This is a genomic window from Streptomyces sp. JLYT201 (assembly GCF_059448825.1).
Window position 1 is genome coordinate 817,073 of sequence record NZ_CM182551.1, and the last position, 24,713, is coordinate 841,785.

The 24,713-nt window shown below is 72.0% G+C and carries 20 protein-coding genes and 2 pseudogenes; 13 read left to right on the forward strand and 9 right to left on the reverse strand.

Annotated features, from left to right (window positions below; translation table 11 throughout):
- The first annotated feature begins 97 nt into the window (after positions 1-97).
- Positions 98-730 carry a TetR/AcrR family transcriptional regulator gene (locus AC5WAM_RS03425; protein WP_495521503.1) on the forward strand — a complete coding sequence of 211 codons (633 nt, stop codon included), beginning with the start codon at positions 98-100 and terminating at the stop codon, positions 728-730.
- On the opposite strand, the pseudogene AC5WAM_RS03430 reads toward AC5WAM_RS03425, so the two are convergent.
- Positions 703-831, reverse strand: a pseudogene (locus AC5WAM_RS03430) (S1 family peptidase); the annotation flags it as partial. The gene AC5WAM_RS03425 and the pseudogene AC5WAM_RS03430 overlap by 28 nt on opposite strands.
- Positions 832-902: 71 nt before the next feature.
- Between AC5WAM_RS03430 and AC5WAM_RS03435 the strand changes: the two are divergent.
- Positions 903-1,171 (forward strand): annotated as a pseudogene (locus AC5WAM_RS03435) (glycoside hydrolase family 2); the annotation flags it as partial.
- A gap of 155 nt (positions 1,172-1,326) precedes the next feature.
- Here AC5WAM_RS03435 and AC5WAM_RS03440 read toward each other — a convergent pair.
- The gene (locus tag AC5WAM_RS03440) at positions 1,327-1,881 is read right to left on the reverse strand and encodes a sigma-70 family RNA polymerase sigma factor (RefSeq protein WP_495521504.1); all 555 of its coding nucleotides are present in this window, start codon (positions 1,879-1,881) and stop codon (positions 1,327-1,329) included.
- An 801-nt stretch (positions 1,882-2,682) separates the two neighbouring features.
- Between AC5WAM_RS03440 and AC5WAM_RS03445 the strand changes: the two genes are divergently transcribed.
- A complete protein-coding gene (locus AC5WAM_RS03445) occupies positions 2,683-4,353 on the forward strand; it encodes a methyltransferase (RefSeq protein WP_495521505.1) in 1,671 nt (556 codons plus the stop codon).
- A 286-nt stretch (positions 4,354-4,639) separates the two neighbouring features.
- A complete protein-coding gene (locus AC5WAM_RS03450; RefSeq protein ID WP_495521506.1) occupies positions 4,640-4,852 on the forward strand; it encodes an antitoxin in 213 nt (70 codons plus the stop codon).
- A 141-nt stretch (positions 4,853-4,993) separates the two neighbouring features.
- Here AC5WAM_RS03450 and AC5WAM_RS03455 read toward each other — a convergent pair whose 3' ends face one another.
- Positions 4,994-5,578 carry a TerD family protein gene (locus AC5WAM_RS03455; protein ID WP_366789870.1) on the reverse strand — a complete coding sequence of 195 codons (585 nt, stop codon included), beginning with the start codon at positions 5,576-5,578 and terminating at the stop codon, positions 4,994-4,996.
- Between the two features lie 244 nt (positions 5,579-5,822).
- Here AC5WAM_RS03455 and AC5WAM_RS03460 point away from each other — a divergent pair, with 244 nt between their 5' ends.
- Complete coding sequence (locus AC5WAM_RS03460) at positions 5,823-7,124, forward strand: hypothetical protein (RefSeq protein WP_495521507.1); 1,302 nt, start codon at positions 5,823-5,825, stop codon at positions 7,122-7,124.
- 7 nt (positions 7,125-7,131) lie between these two features.
- Here the strand turns inward: AC5WAM_RS03460 and AC5WAM_RS03465 are convergent, their stop codons facing one another.
- The gene (locus AC5WAM_RS03465) at positions 7,132-7,758 is read right to left on the reverse strand and encodes a TetR/AcrR family transcriptional regulator (RefSeq protein ID WP_495521508.1); all 627 of its coding nucleotides are present in this window, start codon (positions 7,756-7,758) and stop codon (positions 7,132-7,134) included.
- A 98-nt stretch (positions 7,759-7,856) separates the two neighbouring features.
- Here AC5WAM_RS03465 and AC5WAM_RS03470 point away from each other — a divergent pair, with 98 nt between their 5' ends.
- On the forward strand, positions 7,857-9,035 hold the full coding sequence (locus AC5WAM_RS03470) for a serine hydrolase domain-containing protein (protein ID WP_495521509.1): 1,179 nt from the start codon (positions 7,857-7,859) through the stop codon (positions 9,033-9,035).
- Between the two features lie 78 nt (positions 9,036-9,113).
- Here AC5WAM_RS03470 and AC5WAM_RS03475 read toward each other — a convergent pair whose 3' ends face one another.
- Positions 9,114-9,614: a potassium channel family protein gene (locus tag AC5WAM_RS03475; RefSeq protein WP_495521510.1), complete on the reverse strand. Its 501-nt coding sequence runs from the start codon at positions 9,612-9,614 to the stop codon at positions 9,114-9,116.
- 217 nt (positions 9,615-9,831) lie between these two features.
- Between AC5WAM_RS03475 and AC5WAM_RS03480 the strand changes: the two genes are divergently transcribed.
- Positions 9,832-12,678 carry a hypothetical protein gene (locus AC5WAM_RS03480; protein ID WP_495521511.1) on the forward strand — a complete coding sequence of 949 codons (2,847 nt, stop codon included), beginning with the start codon at positions 9,832-9,834 and terminating at the stop codon, positions 12,676-12,678.
- Positions 12,679-12,717: 39 nt separating this feature from the next.
- Here the strand turns inward: AC5WAM_RS03480 and AC5WAM_RS03485 are convergent, their stop codons facing one another.
- Complete coding sequence (locus tag AC5WAM_RS03485; protein WP_495521512.1) at positions 12,718-13,305, reverse strand: TetR/AcrR family transcriptional regulator; 588 nt, start codon at positions 13,303-13,305, stop codon at positions 12,718-12,720.
- A gap of 102 nt (positions 13,306-13,407) precedes the next feature.
- Between AC5WAM_RS03485 and AC5WAM_RS03490 the strand changes: the two genes are divergently transcribed.
- From AC5WAM_RS03490 to AC5WAM_RS03515, 6 genes are all read left to right on the forward strand, one after another.
- Complete coding sequence (locus AC5WAM_RS03490) at positions 13,408-13,893, forward strand: nuclear transport factor 2 family protein (protein ID WP_495521513.1); 486 nt, start codon at positions 13,408-13,410, stop codon at positions 13,891-13,893.
- 53 nt (positions 13,894-13,946) lie between these two features.
- Complete coding sequence (locus tag AC5WAM_RS03495; RefSeq protein ID WP_495521514.1) at positions 13,947-14,987, forward strand: zinc-dependent alcohol dehydrogenase family protein; 1,041 nt, start codon at positions 13,947-13,949, stop codon at positions 14,985-14,987.
- A 34-nt stretch (positions 14,988-15,021) separates the two neighbouring features.
- Positions 15,022-15,645: a TetR/AcrR family transcriptional regulator gene (locus AC5WAM_RS03500; RefSeq protein WP_366789861.1), complete on the forward strand. Its 624-nt coding sequence runs from the start codon at positions 15,022-15,024 to the stop codon at positions 15,643-15,645.
- A gap of 706 nt (positions 15,646-16,351) precedes the next feature.
- Positions 16,352-18,604 (forward strand): YcaO-like family protein, encoded by a 2,253-nt coding sequence (locus AC5WAM_RS03505; protein WP_495521515.1) that lies wholly within the window; start codon positions 16,352-16,354, stop codon positions 18,602-18,604.
- Positions 18,604-20,334, forward strand: a complete 1,731-nt coding sequence (locus AC5WAM_RS03510; RefSeq protein WP_495521516.1) for an ABC transporter ATP-binding protein/permease — start codon at positions 18,604-18,606, stop codon at positions 20,332-20,334. Before AC5WAM_RS03505 ends, AC5WAM_RS03510 begins: the two co-directional genes overlap by 1 nt.
- Positions 20,331-22,136 (forward strand): ABC transporter ATP-binding protein, encoded by a 1,806-nt coding sequence (locus AC5WAM_RS03515; RefSeq protein WP_495521517.1) that lies wholly within the window; start codon positions 20,331-20,333, stop codon positions 22,134-22,136. Before AC5WAM_RS03510 ends, AC5WAM_RS03515 begins: the two co-directional genes overlap by 4 nt.
- A 143-nt stretch (positions 22,137-22,279) precedes the next feature.
- Here AC5WAM_RS03515 and AC5WAM_RS03520 read toward each other — a convergent pair whose 3' ends face one another.
- The 3 genes from AC5WAM_RS03520 to AC5WAM_RS03530 all read right to left on the reverse strand — a co-directional run bounded on the left by AC5WAM_RS03520 (position 22,280) and on the right by AC5WAM_RS03530 (position 24,696).
- Positions 22,280-22,783, reverse strand: coding sequence for an RICIN domain-containing protein (locus AC5WAM_RS03520; RefSeq protein WP_495521518.1), 504 nt, complete (start codon positions 22,781-22,783; stop codon positions 22,280-22,282).
- A 461-nt stretch (positions 22,784-23,244) separates the two neighbouring features.
- Positions 23,245-24,054, reverse strand: coding sequence for a class I SAM-dependent methyltransferase (locus AC5WAM_RS03525; RefSeq protein ID WP_495521519.1), 810 nt, complete (start codon positions 24,052-24,054; stop codon positions 23,245-23,247).
- Positions 24,055-24,093: 39 nt separating this feature from the next.
- Positions 24,094-24,696, reverse strand: a complete 603-nt coding sequence (locus AC5WAM_RS03530; RefSeq protein ID WP_495521520.1) for a dihydrofolate reductase family protein — start codon at positions 24,694-24,696, stop codon at positions 24,094-24,096.
- Between the last annotated feature and the right edge of the window lie 17 nt (positions 24,697-24,713).

The following is a 24,713-nucleotide window of genomic DNA, read 5'->3' on the forward strand; positions in this document are numbered from 1 at the left end:
GTCAGTCAAACAAATGACCGGCGGTCAGTCAACGCACTGACCGACGACCGGTCAGCTATGCTGCGCGAAGCCGGAGCACCGCTCGACGGAGGTGGACATGGAGCCGAAGGCGCGCAGGAAGCGGGTCGCCAAGAGCCCCGACGACCGCAGGGACGACATCCTGCGTGCCGGGGAGCGGGTGTTCGGCACCACCGGTTTCGAGCGGGCCACGATCTCCGAGCTCGCCGACGCGGCGGAGATCGGCAAGGGCACCTTCTACCTCTACTTCGCGTCCAAGGACCATCTGCTCGGCGCCCTGTGGGAGCGCTACGTCGACGCCATCGTCTCCACGGCGCAGGAGATCCTCGCCGAGAGCGCCGCCTGGTGGCCGACCATCGACCGGGTGATGACCGCCCTCATCGGGCACGCCCTGAAGAACGCCGAACTGCACCGGATCGTCTATGGATCGGCCAACGCCAAGGCGCTCGAACTGTGCCGGCAGGCCAACCAGCGCGTCATCGACCTCATGTGCGACTTCGTGGAGCAGGGCACCCAGGCGGGCGCCTTCCGGGCCATCGACACCCGCCTCGCGTTCCGCATGTCCTACCACGCGGCCGACGGCCTCCTGGACGACCTCGTCGCCGAGGGCGACGAGCACATCGACGAAGCGCACGTGACCGCCATGGTCCTGGAGTTGATGCACCGCGCGCTGGGCGACCCCGAGGCCGTGCCCTCACCCGCGTCCGTCTGACCCCGGGGGTCCGGGATGGTGCCCCGGCCCAGGACGACCGGCACGGTCCACCAGCCCTGCCCGATGAAGACGTACGCGTAGTCGTCGCCCGGGAACGACGACCTGCGGGTCACGGTCGGCGGCGATCGCGCCAGCAGTTGCTTCGGCCCGCGCTCCATCGCGGTGGACAACACGAGCGCTCGGCTGCAACTCGGTGCGCAAGCTCATCAAGGTGGAGCCGGACCGCTGGTTCTCCTGGGCGGACCGGCTGGGCCTGCTGGTGTGGCAGGACATGCCCCCGATGACACCGGGGCGGTCCCGGGCGGCGCCGCGCGGGTCCAGCACGAGCGCGAGATGCAGGAGGTGATCGACGAGCACGCGAGCAGCCCCTCGGTGGTCATGTGGGTGCCCTTCAGCGAGGGGTGGGGCCAGTACGACGTGGCACGCGTCGCGCAGCAGGCCGGCCGAAGCCCAGCGCGTCAGGGCCGCTCATGAAGACCTGATCGAAGGCGCGCGGGACGGCACACTGCCCTGTGCCGCGCCGTGACCCGCAGGGCGTGTGGTCGCCGCCCTTGTGTCCCGGCCACCGTGCAAGCCCGTGCATGCGCGACGGGGTGTCAGTCGGGGGTGGTGAGCCCTCGGCCGCGCAGGCTGTCGCTGAGGGCCCGCATCGCGTAGTACGCACGTGACTTGACGGTCCCGGCGGGCACACCCAGGACCTCGGCGGTCTGCGTGACGGTGCGTCCCAGGTAGTACAGGTGCAGCAGCACCTCCCGGTGGCGGGCCGACAGCTCCCGCAGGGCCGCAGCCACCACCTGGCGCGTGAGCGTGTGGTCGACGCCGTCCGGCACCGGCAGGTGGGCCGGGCTCGGCTCGCCCTCTTCCGGTGGCCGGGCCCGGCGCAGCCGGTTGCCGTCGATCACCAGATTGCGGACGACGGCGAACAACCAGGGCCGCAGCGTCTCGGCTGTCGGGTCGAGTTCGCCCGAGTGCCGCCACGCGCGGATCGCCGTCTCCTGCAAGACGTCCTCGGCGCGGTGCCAGTCACCGCCCGTGAGCCGGGCGGCGAAGCGGAGCACGACCGCCCCGTGGCGGTGGTACAGCGCCCTGAGGAATTCCTCCGTCGGCTCCGCCGCCCGGGCGGCGCTCGCCCCCCGTGTCGTCGGCGGCATCAAGTCCAGCAACGTGCTCCCCCTCCGTCGCGTACATGAGCGGCAGCGGGCACCGGCGCGGGACTGCGCGGGATCCCATGACGCGATGCGCGCCGAGCGGTGCGGGGCGGGGACGGGGCGAACGGCCTCTTCGCCGACGCCCTGGGCCTCGTGGCGTCCTGACCTCGTCGTCAGGGAACGGCTGCCGCCGGGCGACCCCCCGTGTGGGGCCTCTTGCGTCTTCCTACCCGCGGTGCGCGGGAACGGAAGCGCCCGTTGCAGGGCCCGTTCGGCCCGAATGTGCCCGGTGCTCCGCGCCTCCCACCGCTCCGGATGCCTGGTCGACGGCTCGCCCGGCCGGGGGGCGGGCCGCCCCGGAGCCTGACAGGGCCCTGCGCGATGCCCGTTCACGGCCCGGCGGGTGGGTGTCGCCGAGGAGCGCCGCTGCCCCCGTGCTGACTGGAACGAGACGAAGACTGGCCGGAACGAGGTGCCGGAGTGCGGTGAGGGCGACGTAGTACCGCGTGCCGCTGTCTCTCCAGCGGTGTGCACCGAGAGGAGCTGACCTTGACGGCTCAGCGAGTACCCACGGCCCGGCCCCATCCGACACACCTCGGCCCACGACGCACCGATCAGGCACGTGCCGAACCCGCGTGCGGTGGCCCGACACCGCCCGATCCGACAGATGCCGACCAGGCGGTTCCGGACCTGACAGCTCCGGACCCGACGACCCCAGACCCGACAGCTTTAGACCCGGTAGCCCTGGACCCGGTAGCTCTGGACCCGGCAGACCTCCGCTTGATCCGTGACGCTCTGGCGTGGGTGCGCGACGCGGATACCGACGGCGTGCTGGCCGAGCTGGTTCCCGCGCTCACCGAGCGGGAGCGGGCGGAGATGGCCGCGCACTGCGCCCTGACCCACGTGGCGGCGCTGGTGTTTCCGGCCTCGCTCGACGTGCTGACCGCCGGGCTGCGTGCCGAAGGGCTCACCGTCGGGAAGGCGGTTCCCAGCACCGTCGTGCGAGCGCGGCTCGGCCGCCGGTACGGCGTGCCGACTGAATCCCTGGACGTCGCGATCCTGCACGCGGGCCTCCCGGGGGCGGGCGACAGCGCCCGTACCGTCGAGGTCTTCGCGCTGGAGGTGCCGCCGTGCTCGCCGCTCGACGGAATCGCAGCCCGGGAGCGCGCCGAGCACAACGAGTCGCACGTCGCCCTCGACGTTCCGGCACCCAACGCGGTGGTGCTGTCCGGACTCCGCGCGCTGCTCGGCGAGCGGGGCGGCCTCATACCGGACGGCGGAGGTCACAACAGGCACGAGGACTGCACGGTGCTGTACTTCCGCAGCGCCGGAGAGGCGGACCCGACCGGACGCGCGCAGACGCGGACGCCGCGCTACCGGCGGTTGGAGATCCGGGCCCGTGGCCACCACCCGCTGGCGCTGACCGCACACCTTGAGGCGACGGCCCCCGAGCCCGCCAAGCAGCTCCTCGAACTGATGACCGGCGCCTGGACCACGCAGGCGATCGCCGTGGCAGCGGAGCTGGGCGTGCTCGACCAGTTGCCGGTGGGGCGCGGCGCGCAGCCGCGCACCGTGCCGGTCGCGCAGGTGGCCGCGCGGGTCGGAGCCGATCCGCGCGGTCTGGCCCGCCTGCTGCGGCACCTCGCGGCCGTGGGTCTGGTGGCACCGGCCGGTGAGTCCTACGCGGCCACGGAGACGGGTGCGCTCCTGCGGCAGGACGCCCGCCCCTCGCTGCGCCCGCTGGCGCTGCTCTACGGCGGGCCCTTCTACGACTCGTTCGGCGCCCTGGCCCACTCCGTACGGACCGGCGAGGAGTCCTTCGCCGCGCTCTTCGGGAAGGGACACTTCGACTACCTCAGCGAACACCCCCGCCTCGCCCGGCTCTTCGACGCCGCGATGGCCGCGAGCGCGGCCATGTTCGAGCCGGTCCCCGGGCTCTTCGACTTCCGCGGTGCCCGGGTGGTGGTGGATGTGGCCGGGGGCAACGGCCACCTCCTCGGGCGGATCCTGGAACACGCGCCGCATCTGCGCGGTGTGCTGTTCGAGCGGCCGGACGTGCTGGCGGCCGCACGGCAGCAGTGGTCCGACACGAGCCGGTCCCGCCGGTGCGAGTTCGTCGCGGGCGACTTCCTGGCAGCGGTGCCGAAGGGCGGAGACGTCTATCTGCTCTCGCGCGTCCTGCACGACTGGGACGACGACCGGGCCCTGACGGTGCTCCGCAGCTGCGCGGGGAGCATGGCGGACGGCGCCGCACTGCTGATCGTGGAGCGCCTCCTGCCGACCGACGGATCGGCCTCCCTGGCCGTCTCCTGGGACCTGCACATGATGTGCAACGTGGGCGGCCGCGAGCGGACCGCCGCCGAGTACGAACAGCTCCTCGCCTCGGCCGGATTCACGCTGGACACCGTGCACGACCTCCCCTTGGACGGCAGCCTGCTGTGCGCCCGCCGTCGCGGCGCCCCACGCCCTCGGTAGTCGGGGCCACAGGGATCCCGGAGGAGAAGCACCGGGGCGTCGAGCCCGTCGCGGGGCGGTGCCTCGTCCGGGACGGGTGAGGACGCCCTGGCGGTGAGACGCCCGGCTCGGCTGCGGCGGACGCTCGGTGAGGACTCGTCAGCGGCCGCTCCGCGGTGACGTCCACGCGAGCCCGGCGCACGCCGCCTCGCCCGGCCAACACTCCGAGTGCCTTCTTGTCCGCTGCTCTTTCCCTGGGAAAATGGTCTCTGACCAGGTGCTTCACCCCCAAGAGACAGGCCCCTGCATGTTCGACGCGCTGAAGAACGCCAAGGAAAAGGCCGAAGAACTCACCGAAGCCCACGGGGACAAGATTTCCGACGGCCTGGAGAAGGCCGGCGACCTCGTCGACGACAAGACCGGCGGCAAACACAGCGACAAGATCGACACTGCCGTCGACAAGGCCCAGGACTTGGTCGAGAAGCTGGGCGAGAAGAACGAGAACGAGAACAAGCGCTGAGCCGCCCCGCGAGCCGACCACAGGTCCGGGCGCCGCACCGCCGTCGGGCGCCCGGACCTGCCGCTCCGTCCCACGGGCACCCGGACGGCGCCTGCTCGCCCCGGGCCCGGTCCCCCTTCGGCGCCGGGCCCCGGAGACGTGCTACTTGCTCACGGCGAAGCGCATCAGGGCGTGCTCGTCCCCCTGCTTGATCTTCCCCGTCGTGTTGATCACTTCCAGCTTCCATGTGCCGCCGACCCGCACGGCCTTGGCGACGGCGCACCCGTTGTCCTGGCTGAGCAGACTCGGCCAGATGTCGGCAACCTGCTGGGAGCTGCCCCCGGTCGCGTCGTAGACCTTGAAGCTGATGTTGCGCGCCTTCTGGAAGGAACTGTTCTTCTTGTACGCGGCCGCGACGAACACGATCGACGTGATGTTGGACGGGAGCCGGGCGAACTCGACCGTCACCGTCTCGTCGTCCCCGTCGCCGTGGCCCGTCTGGTTGTCGCCGCTGTGGACCAGCGAGCCGTTGCCCATCGGGTCCAGTGAGTCCAGGCCCGCGAGGCGCACCGGGTCCGCGCCCTGCATGGCGATGGCTATCAGGTCGAGGTCCGTGCCGGTCTTGCGGCGGAGCTTGCCCAGGACCCCGCCGCTGCTGCCGGCGGTGGGGTCCCAGGAAGCTCCGATCGAGAGGTGGGTCACCCCGTCGAGGTCCGCCGGGCCGTCTTCCTTGGTGAGCGTGATCACGTGCGTGCCATCCTTTGATCTAACGGGCTACTACACGCAGAGTGTGCCTGGTGGCCCGTTGGTTCCCTGGGGTGGGTCCCGGCTGACGTGCGTCGCCTCACATCGCGGCTCGGCCACGGGCCGCTTTCGGCCCGCGCCCGGCCCTCGTCGTTGACCCGGCACCTCGCCCGCAGGTTGACTCTCCCCCGCCAACCGAGCGGCAGCATCGGCGCGGCCGCCCTGATCGCGGGGAGGACCGATCGGCGTGCGACGTACGAGCAGCGGGAGCGGAAGACGGTGGCGACGGCGCGGCGGCTGTGTGCTCGCGGCCTCCGTCCTGTTGGCGTGGGCGGCGCCGCAGGCACAGGCGGAGCCGGGAGGAGACGGCGTCGTCCAGGTCGACCTCGGGCTCGACGGTGCGCAGCCCGACAACTGGTCCCAAGCACGCGGGATCAGCGCCGACGGAAGGTTCGCCCTCTTCACCTCCCTGGCCTCCAACCTGGTGCCGGGTGACACGAACCGCCTGTACGACGTCTTCGTACGGGACCTGCGCTCCGGGCGTACCGAGCGGGTCAGCGTCGGCGACGACGGGGCGCAGTTGGACGGGTCCACGAGCGAGGCGGGCATCAGTGCGGACGGCCGCTACGTGGCGTTCAGCTCCGACGCGCCCGGCGTCGCACCGGGGCAGCCGACGGGCGGCGGCGAGAAGGTCTTCGTGCGGGACCGTACGGCCGGGCACACCGAACTCGTCCCCACCGAAGGGAACTCCGGCAACCCTGCCATCAGCGGGGACAGCCGCTACGTGGCGTACCACTCGGGTCGGCGCGACATCTCCGTCGTCGATCGCCGGACCGGGGCCACCCGGCTCGTCACGACCGGGGCGGACGGCTCCCCGGCCGACAACGCCTCCGCCGACCCGGTCATCAGCGCGGACGGAGCCACCGTCGGCTTCCGTTCCAAGGCCACCAACCTGCTTCCGCGCGGGCAGGCCCGCAGCGGGGCGGAGCCGGGCGGGGCCCCGGCGTCCAAGCCGCCTCCCGCGCGCCACACCTTCCCCTTCTTCGCGTACGACGCGCGCACCGGTCGCGTCCAGAAGGCCTCCGTCGACGCGACCGGCGCGCTCCGCGACGCGCATCCGTACGCGACGCTGAGCCCGGACGGGCGCCACGCCCTGTTCAGGGTCTTCGAGCCGAACGGCCCTGACATGGACGGCTCGCACGTCGAGCTCTACGTCCGCGACCTGCGGCGGGGGACGACCACGCGGGCCGCGCCGCCGCTGCCGGGCACCCGGACGGTGCACGACGCGTACCGCGGCACGGTGACGGCCGACGGCCGGCGGCTGGTCTTCGGCTCGGGCGCCGACAATCTGGTGCCCGGTGACACCAATCAGGCCGTGGACGTCTTCCGGCGCGATCTGCTCACCGGCCGGGTCGAGCGGATCAGCGTGACCGGGGGCGGCACGGAGATCTCCTGGACGCCCAACTCCCTCTCCGTGGACGGCCTCGGCACCGCTGCGCTCTTCGACGGGGGCGGCAGGGTCTACCTCCTGCGGCTGCCCTCCGACTGATCGGGCGTCACCGCGCGCGGCGGCACGTGCCCGTGAAGACGCGGTCGAGTTGGTCGTCCAGGGCGGTGAGGACCGCCGCTTCGGGTGTGCCGTCCGGATCGATGTGCGTGTGCAGGGCGAGCCCCTCCGCGCACGCGACGATCCGCAGGGCCTGACCTGCGGCGTCGACACCCTGGGCGACCTCGCCGCACGCCTTGCCGTTGTCGATGGCCCGGGTGACGCGTGCGCGCACGCCCGCGAGGGTCTCCCTCTGCACGGCGGCGAGGCGGCTGTTGTGCGCGGCCTGGTCCGCGAAGGCGCGGCGGACCAGGAATTCGGCGCGGCGGCCTTCGTCGAGCGGCACGAGCTCGGCCAGGGCCTGGCGCAGCATCGTGGCGATGGTGCGGCCCTGTGCCTCGCCGCGGTTCACCAGTTCCTCCACGCGCGCGGTGAAGCGCGCGTTGACGCGGGTGAACGTCGCGAGCAGCATCTCGTCCTTCGCCGTGAAGTAGTGCTGCACCAGGCCCACGGACATGCCTGCTTCGGCGGCGGTCCGCGCGACGGTCACGGCGGTCAGGCCGTCCCGCACGATCAGGCGTTGGACGGCGTCGGTGATCTGCCCGTTGCGGGCGTCGTGGTCGGCGACTCTCGGCATCTGAAGACGGTACCGTGCGCTATAACCGTATGCATATATTGCTACCGGAGAAGGGGTCCTCGATGCTTCGACGTCGTTCAACTCGCTTACTGGCCCTCGTGATTGCCCTCGCCGCGCTGCTGCCTTCCGGTGTGGCCGCCGCCGGCCCCGACAGGGACGGCGGGGGCGGTCAGGCCGAGGGCCACCGCCGTCACGCCCGCGATCCGGCCCTGCAGACCCTGGCCGACCGGGTGGTGGCCGATCCGCAGCCCAACCCCGGCGCGTTCCTGTACGCCCGCGACGGGGCGCGGGTCCGCTCCGGCGCGGCCGGCCTCGCGGACCGGTCCACCGGCGCCCCGATGGACCCGGACCTGAGGTTCCGCGCCGGAAGCATCACCAAGACCTTCACCGCGACGGTCGTCCTGCAACTCGTGGCCGAGCACCGGCTGCGCCTCGACGACACCGTGCAGCACCTGCTGCCCGACCAGGTCCGCGCCGACAACGCGCTGTCCGGCGCGCCCATCACGGTCCGTCAGCTGCTCAACCACACGAGCGGCCTGTACGACTACCTGGAAGGGCTGCTCCCCCGCTTCCGCGGCCTCGACCAGTACTGGCCCCGCGACCAGCTGATCGGCATCGGCCTCGCCGAGGCCCGGTACTTCCCGACCCCCGGCACCCGGTTCCGCTACTCCAACACCAACTACCTGCTGCTCGACCTCATCGTCGAACGGGTCACCGACCGCGATCTGCGCACCAACCTGGAACGGCGCATCTTCAAGCCCTTGGGTCTGCGCGACACCTCGTACCCACTGGCGGACACCACCATCGACGGACCCCATGCGCACGGCTACGCGGACGTCTCACAGCTACTGCCGCACGTGCCGGACCCCACGCGGTACGACGTCACCTCCCTCAGCCCGTCCGAGGCGGGAGCGTCGGGTGCCCTCGTGACCACCGCGGCCGACACCGCGCGCTTCTACCGGGCCCTGCTGCGCGGGCGGCTGCTGCCCCCGGGCGTCCTGCGCCGGATGCTCGACGACACCGTCCCCACGACGCACGCGCCACGGCCCGCCGTCGGCTACGGCCTGGGGGTGTACGTGTACGCCACGGACTGCGGCCCCGCGTACGGCCACGGCGGCAGTGCCCCCGGATATCTGACCTTCGCCCTCAACAGCCGCGACGGCGACCACCAGCTCGTGGCCCACACCAACTGGAACCCCCTCGTCGAGACCGGGCTCGACAAGCCCTTCTGGGCCGCCTTCCAGGAGGGGTACTGCGCCCGGCCCTCGACGACGTAGGGTCCGCCGCTCCGAGCGGGGCCGCGCGGCCCCCGAGCGGGATCGCGCGGCCCGCACCGCCACCGGGACGAGCGCCGGTCACTCGATGTCGCCCTCGGCGTCTTCTACGGAGCCCCGCGCCGCCAGCATCCGTTCGAGCCGGTCGAAGCGTGCGTGCAGGACGCGGGCGGTGTCGTCGCGCAGGGCGCGCGCCTCCCGCTCGGCGCTCCGGGCCGGGTGGTGGCGGCGCTGGTGGTCACGGCCCACGAACCAGGTGGCCAGCGCGGCGGTGACCATGCCGTACGTCGTGATGCCGATCCCCATCTCGACCGCCCCGACCACGCGGCCCCACAGGGTCACCGGGTAGAAGTCGCCGTAGCCGACGGTGGTCGCCGTCTCGACCGACCACCACAGGGCCTTCGGATACGAGGTGAGGTTGGCGTTCCGCGCGCCGTGCTCGGCGGCGACCACCGCCCAGGAGCCGACCGCCATCGTCACCGCGAGCACGGCGGTGGCCCCGCCCGCCGCCTTCAGATGCAGTGAGCGGCCTTCACGGCCGAGCAGCAGCCCGACCGCCCTGGTGAGGAATCCGGGCAGCATGGCCGGATCCTGCGTGACCCCCTGCGGGCACGGGCGCCGGGCGCGCCCGGGGGTCACACGATCGGGTGATTCCCCCGTACGGCACGGCCGCTGTTCCATTGAGCGGAACGGGCGCTGGCCCTCACCCGCACCCCTCGACATAGTCGGCCTTCCGCGCCCCTGCCTGCACGAGCGCGTGGACACAGCTCATCGAACCCGCGACTCGGAGGTGGCGCTCATGACCCTCATGCGTCTCACGCTCGACACCGTGTACCTCTTCGAGGAGGAGGAAGCGGGATCGACCCGCATGGGCCTGTACGTCCGGGTCCTGGACAACTCCGGGACCCAGGTGGCCGAGTTCCGTTGGAACAGGCGCAACGGCGAGGTCGAGGACAACTTCCAGTACCCGCTGGACGGTGACCAGGAGTACCCCAGCGTCCTGGTGTTCGACATCGGTGGTGTCCCGGGCGGCATCGGCCGCCTCCACGTCAAGGCGTACACGGACAACGACGAGCGCTGGCCGGACGAGGGCCACCACGAGAACTTCCTCGGCGAGGCGGAGGTCGTCTTCGACACCCGCGAGCCGAGCCAGCTCGGCCAGGTGCTGCTCGGCCCCACCACCACCGACAACGGCCACACCGGCTACGCGGTGACCGGCGTCCTCGAAACCGTGCCGCCGCACGGCTTCCGGCAGGCGCGGCTGGTGTTCCGGGACGTGGTGGTCTTCGACGACGAGAACAGCGACTTCACGCACATGGGCCTGTACGTCCGCGCCTTCGCCCCGGCGCAGGGCGGCGCCGAGGCCATCGACCAGGAGCTCCTGCGCTGGAACAACGGGGGCGACCGCGTCTTCGACGAGGCGCTCTTCCCACTCGCCGGCGGCCTTCCCTCCCCCGTCACCACGCTGGCCGTGGGCGGGCCGACCCGCATCTGGGTCGAGGCGTACACCCACGACGACGAGGCCTGGCCGAGCAGCGGCGCCTACGAGAACTTCCTCGGCCGCGCGATGATCACCATCGATCCGAACGAGCCCGACACCCTGGGCCGCCACGTCCTCGGCCCCACCCAGACCGACCAGACCCACAACGGCTTCCTGCTCACGATGAGCAGCGAGCTCCTGCCGCCCGACGCCGCCCCGAACCTGGAGATCACGGGTGTCGAGGTCACCCAGGCCACCCAGCACTTCACCCCGCCCGCGGGCGGCCCGCAGCACGCCCTCGCGGCGGGCAAGGCCACGCTGGTCCGGGTCTATCTGGACTCCGGCATCGATCCGCGCGAGGGCGGCACCGTGGACGGGGTGGTCGGGACACTGACCCTCAACGGCGGCTCCTTCACCACCCCTTCGCTGAATCCGATCACGGCCCGGCCCATCGCGCAGGTCGACCGGGGGCAGATCGCGCACACCCTGAACTTCCTCATCCCCGCGGACCGTGTGACGGCCGGGACGGCCAAGATCCAGGTGCAGGCGGAGGTCGCGGGCACCCTCAGCAACCCCATGGAGGTGACGGCCGACTTCCGGGCGACACGGCCGGTGACCATCTGGATGGTGCGGGTGTCGACCCCGACGGTCCCGGCGGTCAGCGCGGCGCACTACCGCACCGTCTCCGACACCCTCCCCCGGCGCTATCCCATCGCCGACACCGGCGGGATCGTCTATTACACGGTTCCTGGCCTCACGGAGATCCACACCACCCGCGACCTCACCAGCGACGGCGGGAAGGAGGACTTCATCGACGACCTCGAAGACATCCAGGAAGACCACGGCAACGACGACCAGTTGCTGTACGCGATGCTCGACCAGGCCGCGCCCATGAGCGTCCGGGGCGCGGCACGGTACGGCGATCACGTGGCGTTCGGGTACGACATCGTGTCCACGTTCGCCCACGAGGTGGGCCATCTGCTGGGGCTCCTGCACGCCCCCTGCGGCGGCCCGGAGAGCGTCGACGAAGACTTCACCCCGCCCGACGGCCGCACCGGCGAGGTCGGCGTGGAACCGCTGACCCGGACCCTCCACCCGGCCACCGCCGGTGACCTGATGAGCTACTGCGGTGTCGACACCCGCTGGATGAGCGGCTACCACTGGCTCCGACTGCTCAACACCCTGTCCGTGCGCGGCGAACAGGCCGACGCGGCACCGCCCGAACGCCCTGTCCACGGCACGGTTCCGGCCGCGCTGACCACCACCAGCCGACCGTTCCCGGGCCAGTACGTGCGGGTGCGCGGCCGGGTCAGCCGCTCCGGAGCCGTGCGCTGGCAGCCGTGCCTGCGGACGTTCCGCAAGCCGTCGCCGCCGCGGACGGTCCCCGGCCCCGTCCACACCGTGTCCGTCGAGGACGCGGCCGGGCAGGTCCTGGCCAGCGCCCCGACCACCGTGGTCTTCGACCGCCACGACCAGCAGGAGGCAACGTTCAGCGCCCGTCTGCCCTACGCCGCGCGGGCCCACCGCGTCGTCCTGCGTCGCGACGGAACCGAGCTGGGCGCACTGGTCGTGCCGTCCGGCGCGCCCCAGTTCATCCTCAATACACCGCTGTCCACACCGGAGATCGACACCGAGGGCGTCCTGCACCTGCGCTGGCAGCGACTGGACGTCGGCGAGCCCGAACCGCGCCCCGCCTTCACGTACTTCGTACGGTTCACCAACGCCGACGGGACCTTCGCGCCCCGCCCGGGGGTCAACCTCAGCGGCACGTCCTTCGACCTGGACCTGCGCACGATGCCGGGGCACGAGCGGTGCGTGGCGCAGGTCATCGCGACCAACGGCTACCACACGTCGTACGTGCAGACTCCGGCGTTCGCCCTGCCCCCGCGGCCGCCCCAGGTACTGCTCGGCGCCGTCGAAGGACCGGTGCTGCACGCCCAGGGCAGTTCGCCGCAGCACGGCCCGATCACCGGCGCCGACGTGGCGTGGCTCGTCGACGGCCGCGCGGCGGCGACCGGCGTCTCCTTCGACGTCCGCTCCACCGGCTCCGGAGCCCACGCGATCGCGCTCAGGGTCACCGACCACGACGGCCTGAACACCACGACGCCGCTCGGGACGTACGACGGTACGAGCGGAGAGCGCCTGCCGGTCGCACTCGAACAGTAGCCGGGGCGGTCGCGCCTGCCGCGCGCGACCAGGAAACCCTCAACCGTCGGTCTGCCGGGTCCCGGAGTCGACGACGTACTCGAAGAGTTCACGGGACGCGGCGGCGGGCGGCCGTGCCTCGGGGCGGGACGCGCCCGTGGCCAGCAGGCCGTCGACGAGGACGAGCAGCTGGTCCGCGCCGAGGTCGGGGCGCGCGTGCCCGAGGGCGGTCAACTCGTCGGCGAACAGGCCGTGGAGGGTGCGCCGGTAGGCCTGGGTGACCTCGTGGGCCGGGTGCTCGGGGTCGGTGAGCGCGAGGTCGGCGGCCAGATAGCGGCAGCCGTGGAAGTCCGGGGCCGCGGCGATCTCCGCGAGCCGGTCGACGACCGCGAGGAGCCGGGTACGGGGGTCTTCCCCCGCGGCGTCCATCGTGGCGCGGTACTTCGCCAGGTCCTCGGCGGTGCTGCGGCGCAGGACCTCGGCGATGAGGCCGTCCTTGCCGCCGAAGTGCTCGTACAGCGAACGCCGCGCGGCTCCGGCCGCCTTGAGCAGGGCGTCCACGCCGACGCCGACTCCCTGGGTGTAGGTCAGCTCCTGGGCGGAGAGCAGCAGCCGTTCGCGGGGGCCCGGCTTGGTGGTGGCGGTCATGGCGCGATTGTGCCAGCCCTTGACGCAGTAGATCAACTGGTCTATCTATATCTCCAGCGACAGCAGATAGACCGAATGGTCTATCTCTTCTGGGGAGGCATCATGTCCGCTCGCCGCACCACCGAGGCCACCGGCTCCGTCCGCGCGACCGCCGAGGCCATCGGCTCCGCAGGCGGCACGACCGCGCTCATCGGCTCCGGCCGCGACACCGCCGAGGTCATCGACCGCTTCAATCGCGCGTTCATCGAGCACGACGCGGGTCTCCTGGACGGACTGATCGCGGAGGACTGCGTCATGGAGAGCGTCCAGCCCGCGCCCGGCGGGGAGCTGGTCCGCGGCCGTGAGGCGTGTGCGGCCTGGTGGACGGCCGTCATCGACGACCGCGCCACGCAGTTCACGCCGCAGGAGGTCATCGTGGCGGGTGAGCGCGCGACGATCGTGTGGAGCTACCGCTTCGGTCCGGGGCCCGACCAGTGGGTGCGCGGGGTCAACGTCATGCGCGTGGCGGACGGCCGGATCACCGAGGCGTTCGGCTTCAGCAAGACCGCGGGCGAGGTCCCGCTCGCCGCCGAGTCCGACGCCGCGTGACCCACCCCCGCCCCCGCCGTCTCTCTCCCCCCCGTCACACGAAGGGCCTTCCGATGCGGAGCTACCACCTGTCCCACAGCGGCGCCGGGCTCTCCGGCCTCACCGTCCGCGAGCACGACGTCCCCGCGCCAGGCCCCGGCCAGGCCGTGGTGGCGGTGCGCGCGACGTCCCTGAGCTTCCGCGAACTCATGGTCCTCGACGGCACCTACGTCCTGCCGGTCGAGCCGGACGTCGTCCCGGTGTCGGACGGGGCCGGTGACGTCGTCACGGTCGGACCGGGCGTCGACGCGGTCCGCGTCGGCGACCGCGTCGCCGCCACGCTCTTCCCCTCCTGGCAGGACGGCCCGTTCGCCGTGGAGCACCTCGCGCAGCGCGGCGGCTCCCTGGACGGCATGCTCACCGAGTACGCCGTCGTCGAGGCGGACTCGCTCGTGACCGTCCCCGCCCACCTATCGTACGAGGAGGCCGCGACGCTGCCCTGCGCGGCGGTCACGGCCTGGAACGCGCTGACCGGCGACGGCGACGGCGTCCGTCCCGGCGACACCGTCGTCGTGCAGGGTTCCGGCGGTGTGTCCCTCTTCGCGCTCCAGTTCGCCAAGGCGCTCGACGCGCGCGTGATCGCCACGACCAGCAGCCCGGCCAAGGCGGCACGGCTGCGCGGCCTCGGCGCCGACGACGTCGTCGATTACGCGGCCACGCCCGACTGGGCCGACGAGGTCCGCGCCCGCACCGGCGGACGGGGCGCCGACCGCGTCGTCGACGTCGCGGGGCTCCTCCACGAGTCCGTCCGCGCCGTCGCCCTGGCCGGCACCGTCGCGTGCGTCGGCTTCGTCGGCAAGACCGCGGAGCCGCTCGACCCTCGGGCCCTGTTCGCCTCCTCCGCCACCGTCCGCGCCGTGGCCGTCGGCAGCCGCGCCCAGTTCACCGCCATGAACGCCTTCATCGAGGAGCACGGGCTGCGACCGCTGATCGACCGGGTCTTCCCCTTCGACGAGGCCGTCGACGCCTACCGCCACTACGCCTCGGGCGGGGCCTTCGGCAAGGTGATCATCAGCACCTCGCGACCCCGGGCCGAAGCCAACTTGATCGGGTGACTTGTTCCACTGACTATGTCGGTAGGATGGGCCCATGGCTCACGTTTCCGCGGCCGAGCGCCGCCCTCAACTGATCAAAGCGGCCATCGACCTCATGACCAGGGAGGGAGTGGCCGCGGGCAGCACGCGCGCGATCGCTGCCGAGCTCGGTGTCGCACAGGCCACGGTCCACTACACCTTCGGCACGAAGGCGGACCTGTACCGGGCGGTGATGGAGCAACTCACCACCGACCTGATCGCACACGTCGAGCAGGCGGCCCCGCAGGACGCCGGTTTCGAGGACACGATCGTCGCCCTGGTCGGCGTCCTGTGGCGCACCGTGCGGGAGGACGCGATGCGTTACAACCTCCAGACCGAACTGAGCATGGTCGCCCTGCGCACCCCCGAGATGACCGAGGCCCTCAGGGGCTACTACCAGGGGGTGAACGACGTGACGGCGAAGCTGGTGTCCGAGGCGGCGGCGCGGACCGGGCACGAGCTGGCCCACCCGGCCGAGGCCATCGCCCGCTTCTTCCTCGCCGGCTTCGACGGGCTGACGCTCCAATGCCTCTACACCCCGGACCAGCCCGGCGAGGACCTCGCCCTCCAAGCCCTGGTCTCCGCGACCATCGCCCTGGCGGGCGGCCGCCTGGACCTGGTGAAGGTACCGACGGACTGAGCCTCGGGCTGCCGCTGCGCCGGGAGGCGCGTCACGGGTGGCCCCCGGGGCCTCGCCCCGGGGGCCACCCGCCGTGCCGCCCCATGAACGGCCCGCCCGCCCCGGCCGCCCCGTGGCGCCGAATCGGCCAACTATATGCGGCGGCCAAAGCAACCTCACCAGTCTGCTGAGCCACACCCACTTTTCCCGTACGTGGGTGCACTCGGGTCGCGCCGAAATGATTCGGTCGAGGTGGCCGAAGCCCGATGGATATCCCTCGGGCAGCTCCGCGTATTTCCATGTCGCACGTCATTAATCCCGCACGGCCATTACGACGCCTCCTGGCATTGGTATGGCTATTGCATTTGGCGTGCAGGAGCGAGACAGCTGCAGGAGTCGGGAATCGGCCGCCCTCTGGGCGCCTACGCCCAAATGCGTATGTGCGACGCCCCTCCCGGCAGACCACCCTCTCTAGCATGCGGCGACATCCGTGATGGGAGCCGTATGTCCGTGAGGAGGACCGAATGATCGTGCACATTGACTTCCACCGCACTCGGAGGATGCTGGCCCCGAGCCACAACCACTCGAGTATCGCTCCTGTGTTCACCTGGAACGACTGAGAAATAGGTGCCGGGTTCCGGGAATCGCCGACCGGCGATTCCCGGATCTTCATGGGTTGGAGGAATCGTTGACGGTCAATGAATCCACCGGAATCGGCTGTCCCCGGATGGTGCGCGTAGAATTACGGCCGCTCGTCTGGCCCCGCCCGGGCGCGGAACGGCACACGCTCGCCATCGCCCCGAGAGGCGGCCTTTTCGAGATCAAGGCGGCGCCCGAGGACGTCGCGGCGGTCCTGGCGCGCTGTGACGGCACGACCCCCCTCGAAGAGATCGTCCGCACCACCTCCGACCCGGCGGGCTACCGCGAAGTCCTGGAGAAGCTCACGGAACTCGGTGGACTCAGCACGGCCGAACCCCTCGCGGGTGAGGCCAACTGGCTGCGGTTCGACCAGGGGCCACGGCCCGATCCCGAGCGGGTGACGGCCACACCGCTGATCCTCACGGGCGACGCGGAGCTGACCGACGTCGCGCGCGTCTGCCCGGCGACGGCCAACTTCGCCTCGGTCGAGGTGACGTCCAGGTCCGGCCTCGCGGACGCCCTGGCGGCACATCCGGCCCGAAAGCCCGTGGTGCTCGCCCTGCGCGACCGCTTCGACCTCGGCTATCTGGAGTCGCTGAACGACTTCTGCGCCGAGCACCGGGTCCTGTGGTCGTCCTTCCACCTCAGCGAAGGCCGCGGCTGGGCCGGGCCGACCGTCGCACCCGGCCGTACGCCCGACTACCGCGACCTCCTGGGCCGACGGCTCACAGCGGCCGAACGGCCCGACGTCCACGCCGCGTTGACCGGCGAGGCCGTCTTCGGCGCGGGGAGCACCCCGACGCCCTCCGAACTCCTGTGGATGCTCTCCTACTTGCTGATCGACATCGAGCGCTGGGTCGCCGGGGTCACCGCGTGGTCACTGTGGGCGGAGATCGAACTCGACCCGGTCGAGCTGACCATCGCGCGCCACCCGGTGCTTCCGCTGCCGGACCGGCCCCTGGACGACGACACCCCGCCGTTCAACGAGCGTCTCCTCCTTGACAACCGCACCGGCCTGATCGCCTCCCACCAGATCTTCGAGCACGACAAGTCCGTCCCCGACCGCCTCGTCACGGTGCAGACCAACGTCGCCGACATGCGCCGCCTGTACACCTGGGCCAACAACGTGGTCTGCGGCGGCACCGCGTTCCGCAACTTCCGGGCGGCCCGCAGCGCCGCGATCGGCGAGGCCGTCGAGCGGTACTGCGGGAACTGCATCACCGAGACCGTCGACGTCCGCGAGGCGTCGTACCAGGACCTGGAGCGGGCGGGGGAATCCGCACTCGACCCGAACCGCCTCGTGCTCTACTCGGACCGGTTGTACGACAGCCCCGGCTTCCCGTTCGTCCGGTTCACCCACGACCGGACCACCCACTGGGTGCCGGGCCACTCACTGACCGCCGACCGGCCCGTGTGGGTGCCCGCCAGCCTGGTGTACGTCAACTGGTACATGGACCAGTACGCGAACGTGCCGCCCACCAACTTCCTCTACTACCCGGGACTCGCCGCGGGGCACACCCTGGAGGACGCACTGGTCTCCGGCATCGAAGAGGTCATCGAGCGGGACGCCACCATGATCTGGTGGATGAACCGCCATCCGCTCCCCAAGGTGGAACAGCCCCCCGAACTCGCCGCGCTGTGGGCCGGGCGGCCCGCCGAGCTCGGCCAGCGGGCCTGGCTCATCCAGCTGGACAACGAGTTCGACGTGCCGGTCCTGGCGGGAGTGGTCGAGAACCACATCGAGAAGCTCTTCACCATCGGCTTCGGCGCCCGGCCCGACCCGATGGACGCCGCCCGCAAGGCGTGGGGCGAGGCGTTGACCCTCCAGGACGGCACCCGGGACTTCGACGACCCGGCGGGCCTGTTCCGGGAGGCGGTCGCGGCCGGCTGGACCAACGCCATGGTCAAGCCCTGGCGCAAGGACCGCGCCTACCTCGACGACTACGCGAAGGACTTCCACGACGTCAACGACCTGCTGTGCCAGCAGCAGCTGTTCCTCGACCCGCGCGCCACCGAGGTGGTGCGGCCCTGGGTGGACACCCCGACGAGCCGGTCGCTCGACGAGCTGCCGCGGCTGCCCGACCGCACCCTGGCCACGTACCGGGACGTGGTCGAGAAGCGCGGTTACGAGATCCTCTACGTGGACGTGACCACCCACGACGTCGCCAAGACGGGGTTCCGCGTGGTGCGGGTGCTCATCCCCGGTCTGGTCCCCAACTTCCCCGCGGCGTTCCCGTTCCTCGGCAAGCGGCGCATCCAGGACATGGCGGTCACCCTCGGCTGGAGGCAGCGGCCGCTGACGGAGGAGGAGCTCAACTACTTCCCCCTGCCGCACGCCTGATGCTGCTCCACCGCCGACTCCTCGAACTCGCCACCGCCGTCCGCTGGCACATCGCGGCGGCGGTGGCCGTGGGGCTCGGCGTCACCGCCACCTACGTCGGCCAAGGGCTGCTGGTCGCCGCCGTCCTGGAGCAGGTGAGCGACCACAGGCCGTGGACCTCCAGCATCCCCCAGGTCGCCGGGGTCCTCGCGCTCGTCGCCGTACGGGCCGCACTGCTGCAGCTGCGCGAGCTGTGCGTCAGCCGGACGGCGGCCGCGACCAAACTGCGGCTCCGCCGCCGCCTCTACGCGCATCTGCTCGCCCTGGGCCCCGGCCACCTGACCAGGACCAGGACGGGCACCGTGCAGTCGGCCCTGGTGGACGGCGTGGAGGCGGTCGAGAGCTACTACGCGCGCTATCTGCCGCAGCTGGCCGTCTGTCTCCTCGCACCCGTCGGACTCGTCGCCTACCTGGCGTCGATCGACTGGGTCGTGGGGGCGCTGGTGGCGGTCCTCGTCGTGTTCGTCCCGCTGGCGCCGCGCTGGTGGGACCGGCTGCTCGGCGAGCGCGGACAGGCCCACTGGGACGCCTACGCCGCGCTCGACGCCGAGTACCTCGACACCATGCAGGGCCTGACGACGCTCAAGGCCTTCAACGCCGGAGAGCGCCGCCGGGCCGAACTCGGCGACCGGGCCGAGGTGTTGTACCGCTCCACGATGGCCCAGATGCGCGTGTCCCTGGTCGACACCGGCCTCACCGCCTTCGGGGTCGCGGCGGGCACTTCGCTCAGCGTGGGCGTCGGCGCGCTGCGCCTCGCCCAGGGGGCGTTGGACCTCGCCGGGCTCTACGTCGTCCTGTTCCTGGTGTTCGAGTGCTTCCGCCCGTTCATCGAGCTGTCCCGGTTCTGGCACGCCGGTCACACCGCGGTCTCGGCCGCCACGGGCATCCACGCCCTCCTCGACGCGGTTCCGCAGACACCCGAGCCGCCGGCCCCCCTGCGGCCCCGGCGGATCGACCGGCCCCCCGTCGTCGAGTTCGAGCGCGTCACCTTCGCCTACGCCGACCGCGCGGCCCCCGCCCTCGACCGGGTGAGCCTCCGGCTCGAAGCAGGCGGGACACTGGCCGTCGTAGGCCCTTCGGGCGCCGGGAAGACCACGTTGGTCTCCTTGCTCCTGCGTTTCTTCGACCCTGTCGGCGGGCGGGTGCTCGTCGACGGTTCGGACATCCGCGGACTGCCCCTCGCCGCGCTCCGCGAGACGATCGCCGTGGTCTCCCAGGACACGTACCTCTTCCACGGCACCATCGCCGACAACCTCCGGCTCGCCCGGCCCGGCGCCACCGGGGCCGAGATGCGGGACGCGGCCCGCGCGGCCGGAGCACACGCCTTCGTCGAAGCCCTCCCCGCCGGATACGACACGCCGGTCGGCGAACGGGGACTGACGCTCTCCGGTGGTGAACGGCAGCGCATCGCGATCGCCCGCGCCCTCCTGAAGGACGCGCCCGTGCTGGTCCTGGACGAGGCCACCTCCAGTGTCGACGCCGCGGCGGAGGCCGACATCCAGCGGGCGCTGGGGAGGCTGAGCCGGGGCCGCACGACCCTGGTGGTCGCCCACCGCCTGTCCACGGTCCGCGACGCCGGTCGCATCGCCGTCCTGGCACGAGGGCGGGTCACCGAGGTCGGCGACCACCGCAGTCTGCTGGTCCGCCGCGGCGACTACGCCCGCATGGTCGCCGCGCAGGCGGCGCCATGACCCCGGCCGCGCGGTCGGCGCCGCACGGCAGGGCGTTGACCGGTCTGCTGCCCTTCATGAAGGGGTTCCGCCGCAGGCTGGCCCTCGCGCTGCTCGTCGGCATCGCCGACCAGGCGTTCGGGATCGCCGCGGCGGTCACCGCGGTCTGGCTGGTCGGCCTGGCCGCCACCGGTCACTCGGCGCGGGCCGTCGGCCTCGGCGTCGTGCTGCTCGGCGTGCTCGTGATCGCGCGGGCCGCCGCGGCGTGGGCCGAGATGTGGATGGTCCACGACATCGCGTACCGCATCCTCGCCGTCCTGCGGGTCCGGGTCTACGAAGCGCTGGAGCGCCTCGCGCCGGCCTATCTCCTCGGCCGCCGCACCGGTGACCTCGCCTCGACGGTGATGGCCGACGTCGAGCTGACCGAGGAGTTCTTCGCCCACACCGTGATCAGCTTCCTCGTCGCCGTCGTCGTCCCGTTCGGCGCGCTCGCGGTGCTCGGCACGCTGCATCCCTTGCTCCTGGCGGCCGTGCTGCCGTTCCTGGCGGCGATCGCCACCGTCCCGGTCTGGCTGGCCGCGCGGTCCGGCGCCCAGGGAAGGGAGCTGCGCGCGCGGCTCGGCGAGGTCAACGCCGATGTCGTGGACGGTGTGCAGGGGCTGCGGGAACTGGTGGCGTTCGGCCGCGGGACGGCCTGGCTCGACCGGATCGGCCGGGGCGGGGCCGCCCTCTACCGCACCCAGCTCGCCCACGGCCGCAGGTCCGGCGCCGAGCACTCCGCGGCGGACGCCCTCGTCACCCTCGGCATGGCCACCGTCCTCGTCACCGGCTCCCTGCTGGTCTCGGACCACCGGTTGCCCGCGACCACCCTGCCGGTCGCCGTGATCCTCGCCGTCTACTGCTTCGCCCCGCTGAACGACATCCTCTCCACCGCCCGCAACTTCGGTGCGGTACGCGCCGCGACGGACCGCGTCTTCACCGTGCTCGACACCCCGCCGACCGTCACCGACCTGGCTTCGCGGCCGCCCCCTTCGCCCGTCGATCCCCAGGTGCGGTTCCGCCGGGTGACCTTCGGCTACGGCACGAGGGGCCCCGACGTCCTGCACGACGTCAGTTTCGCCGTGGCGCCGGGCGAGACGGTGGCCCTGGTCGGCCACTCGGGCGCGGGCAAGTCCACCTGCGCCCACCTGCTGATGCGGTTCTGGGACGTCCGGCAGGGCTCGGTCTCCGTCGGCGGCCACGACGTGCGCGCGTTTCCCCAGGCCGCACTGCGCGAGCTCATCACGCTGGTGCCTCAGGAGGTGTACCTGTTCAACACGTCCGTGGCCGAGAACATCCGGATCGGCCGCCAGGACGCCACCCCCGCCCAGGTCGTGGCGGCGGCGCGGCGGGCCATCGCCGATGACTTCGTGCGCGAACTCCCGCACGGCTACGACACCGTCATCGGCGAACGGGGCGCCCAGCTCTCCGGCGGCCAGCGCCAGCGCATCGCCATCGCCCGGGCCTTCCTGCGGGACGCGCCCGTCCTGGTCATGGACGAGGCGGTCTCCAGCCTCGACGCTGAGAACACGGCGCTGCTGCAGGCCGCGATGAAACGCCTCCAGGCCGGGCGCACGACACTCCTGGTCGCCCACCGCCTGTCGACGATCCGCTCCGCCGACCGGATCGTCGTCCTCGCGGGCGGCCGGGTCGCCGAATCAGGCACCCACGCTCATCTGCTCGCCCGCGACGGCGTCTACGCCCGCCTCATCGCCTCCCAGCACGACGGTGTCGTCGACACCCCGCGGCGGCCCGGCGGGGCTTCGCACGACGGCGGGTACTGAGCCGCACAAGGGCGCGCTCGGCTCCGATCGCCCGGGCGGGCCGGGGTGCCGCCCTCGTCCCGGGTGATCGTCTCTCACTGCGGCGCCTCGGCCGCCGCGCACGGCGCGGACAGGTCAGCGTTGCTGTGCCCGTGGCGTACCGCTCAGGTGGTGTGCCACTGCTGGTGGGAGCCCAGGTTGCAGTCCCAGATGATGACCGAAGCGCCGTTCCCCCAGTTGGCGTTGGCGATGGTCAGACACCGGTTGTACGCCGGGTTGCGGAGCCGGGTGCCGTCCCAGACCCACTGCTGGGGAGCCCCGCCGTGGCAGTCCCACACGTTCAGGGCGGCACCGTTCTCACTGTTTCCCGCGGCGACGTCCAGGCACTTGCCGTTGAGGTCGCTGCGGATCGTGTTGCCGGCCCAGTACCACCGCTCGCTCGAGCCCCCGAAGCAGTCCCACATGGCGACCAGGGCACCGCTGCCGGGGTTGGCCCCTCTTACCTCCAGGCATCTGTTGTTCATGTTCGAGGCGATCATGAAGCCGACCTTGGCCCGCTGTGTGCCGGGCTGCTCCGCGGCCGAGGCCGAGAGGGTGGTCGTGAAGAGGCTGACCAGCCCCAGGGCCAAGGCCGCGAGGAGGGCGCTGGGCCGTCGTGACGTCTTCACACGTACCTCCAAAGGTTGGATGCAGGCGCTTTCGTCGGCGACGACGCTACGGGGACACGGCTGTGCCCGTTGAGACGGAAACACGCCGCCCGTGGGCGCGGCGCCCGTGCGCCGGGTCAGCTCGGGAGGTCGCCCGCCACGCCGTACCGCTGGACGGTCTGGCCGCCGTCCGTCGTGCGCAGGACGTACCACGTGCCGTTGGACGGCCGCCACACGACGGCATCTGCCTTCCTGTCGCCTTCGAAGTCAGCTGTCCAACAGCGCATGTCACTTGGTGAGTTCGCTGAGTCGTGTGCGCCTGCGGAACATGGTGACGATGCCCGAAGGGAGCGCCCGGGGGGAGACGAATTTCCGCTGAGCGGAACGCGGGGCCTGCTGTGTCCGAGAGGCGAGCGGGGTGTGGTGGCTGCGCCCCTGCCCGCCTGCCGGGCACTGACCTCCTCCCCCACGGGGTCTTCGGGTCAGGGCCGTTGACCCCATGCGGAGATCAGCGGAGCGGTGGTCAGGTCGAGCCCTCCCGCGGCGACGTTGGCCAGGTGGTGGTCGATCTCCTCGTCGGTGGCGAGTCCTCGGTCGACCAGGTGGTGGCGGACCTGCCGCACCGTCGCGTCCTCCAGTACGGCGCACGCGGGCGAGGTGATCGGAAAGTACGCGTCGGCCTGCACGCCGGTCAGACCGGCTTCGCGCAGGGTCCGGGGCAGGGTCCGCCCGTAGGCAAGGTCCGCGCCGCGCTCCGCCATCAGCGTCCGGAAGCCGGACCGCAGCCGGTTGGCGAGTCGCTGTTCGGGTCCCGACTCGTCCGGGCACAGCTGGGGCAGCAGCATCGGATCAGCGTCCTCCAGGAGCAGCCAGCCACCGGGCTTCAGCGCCTGCACCATGCGGCACAGGGCCTCGGCGCGGTCCGCGATGTGCACCAGGACGAGCCGGGCGTGCACGAGGTCGAATCCGCCGGGCGGTGCGGGCGGCGGGTCGGCCGCCACGTCGTGGGTCCGCACCTCGATCACGCCGTCGGCGACGTCCCGGGTCCAGGACACGTCGATGTCGGTGGCTAGCACCCAGCCCGTCGGGCCGACGCGCTCCGCGAGCCCGAGCGGCAGGGACGGGCCACCGGCGCCGACCTCCCAGCAGCGCATGCCCGCCCCGACCCCGAGCCGGTCCACGTGCCGGAACGTCACTGGGTCGAACAGCGCGGCGAGCGCGCCGAAGCGGATGCCTGCCTCCGACTGCCTGTTGTCCAGCAGGTAGTTGCTGTCGCCGCCGTGATCAGCCATGGGGTGAGTTTGGCAGATGGTGAAGAGGCGCTGTTCGGCTCAGCGGACCCGGTCGTAGACGAGCGCCAGCGTGCCGTGGTCGCCCGCACTCTGGCTCATGAGCTTCCACCGGCCCTCGGGCAGGCCGTCGTCGAAGAGTCTCGGGCCGCCGCCGAGGAAGACCGGAAAGACCGTGAGCGCAAGGCGGTCGACCATGTCGGCCGCCAGCAGGGCTTTGATGACGCTTGCACTGGAGAGCACGAGGATGTCGCCGCCCTCGGTCGTCTTGAGGTCCGCCACCGCCTCGGCGGTGGGCTTGTCGACGAGGGTGGTCCGCTCCCACGGTGCGTCGTCGAGGGTCGTGGACAGGACCACCTTGTCGGTGTCCACGAGCCACTTCGCGAAGCCCTCGTCGCGCGGGTCGGCGCCTTCCGCGCCGATGACGGTGGGCCAGAAGCCCAGGAACCCCTCGGCGTTGACCCGCCCGAGCAGGGCCGTCGTCGCGGTCTCCCAGAGGCTCGTGAGGTGGTCGCGGGCCACGTCGGTGACGGCGTAGGGCATCACCCAGCCCATGTCCAGGGGGTTGTCCGGGCGGGCGTAACGGCCGTCGAGGGAGAGGGCGATGTTGGTGACGACTCGGCGGCTCGCGCTCTGCGCAGTCACTTCGTGCTCCTTGTATG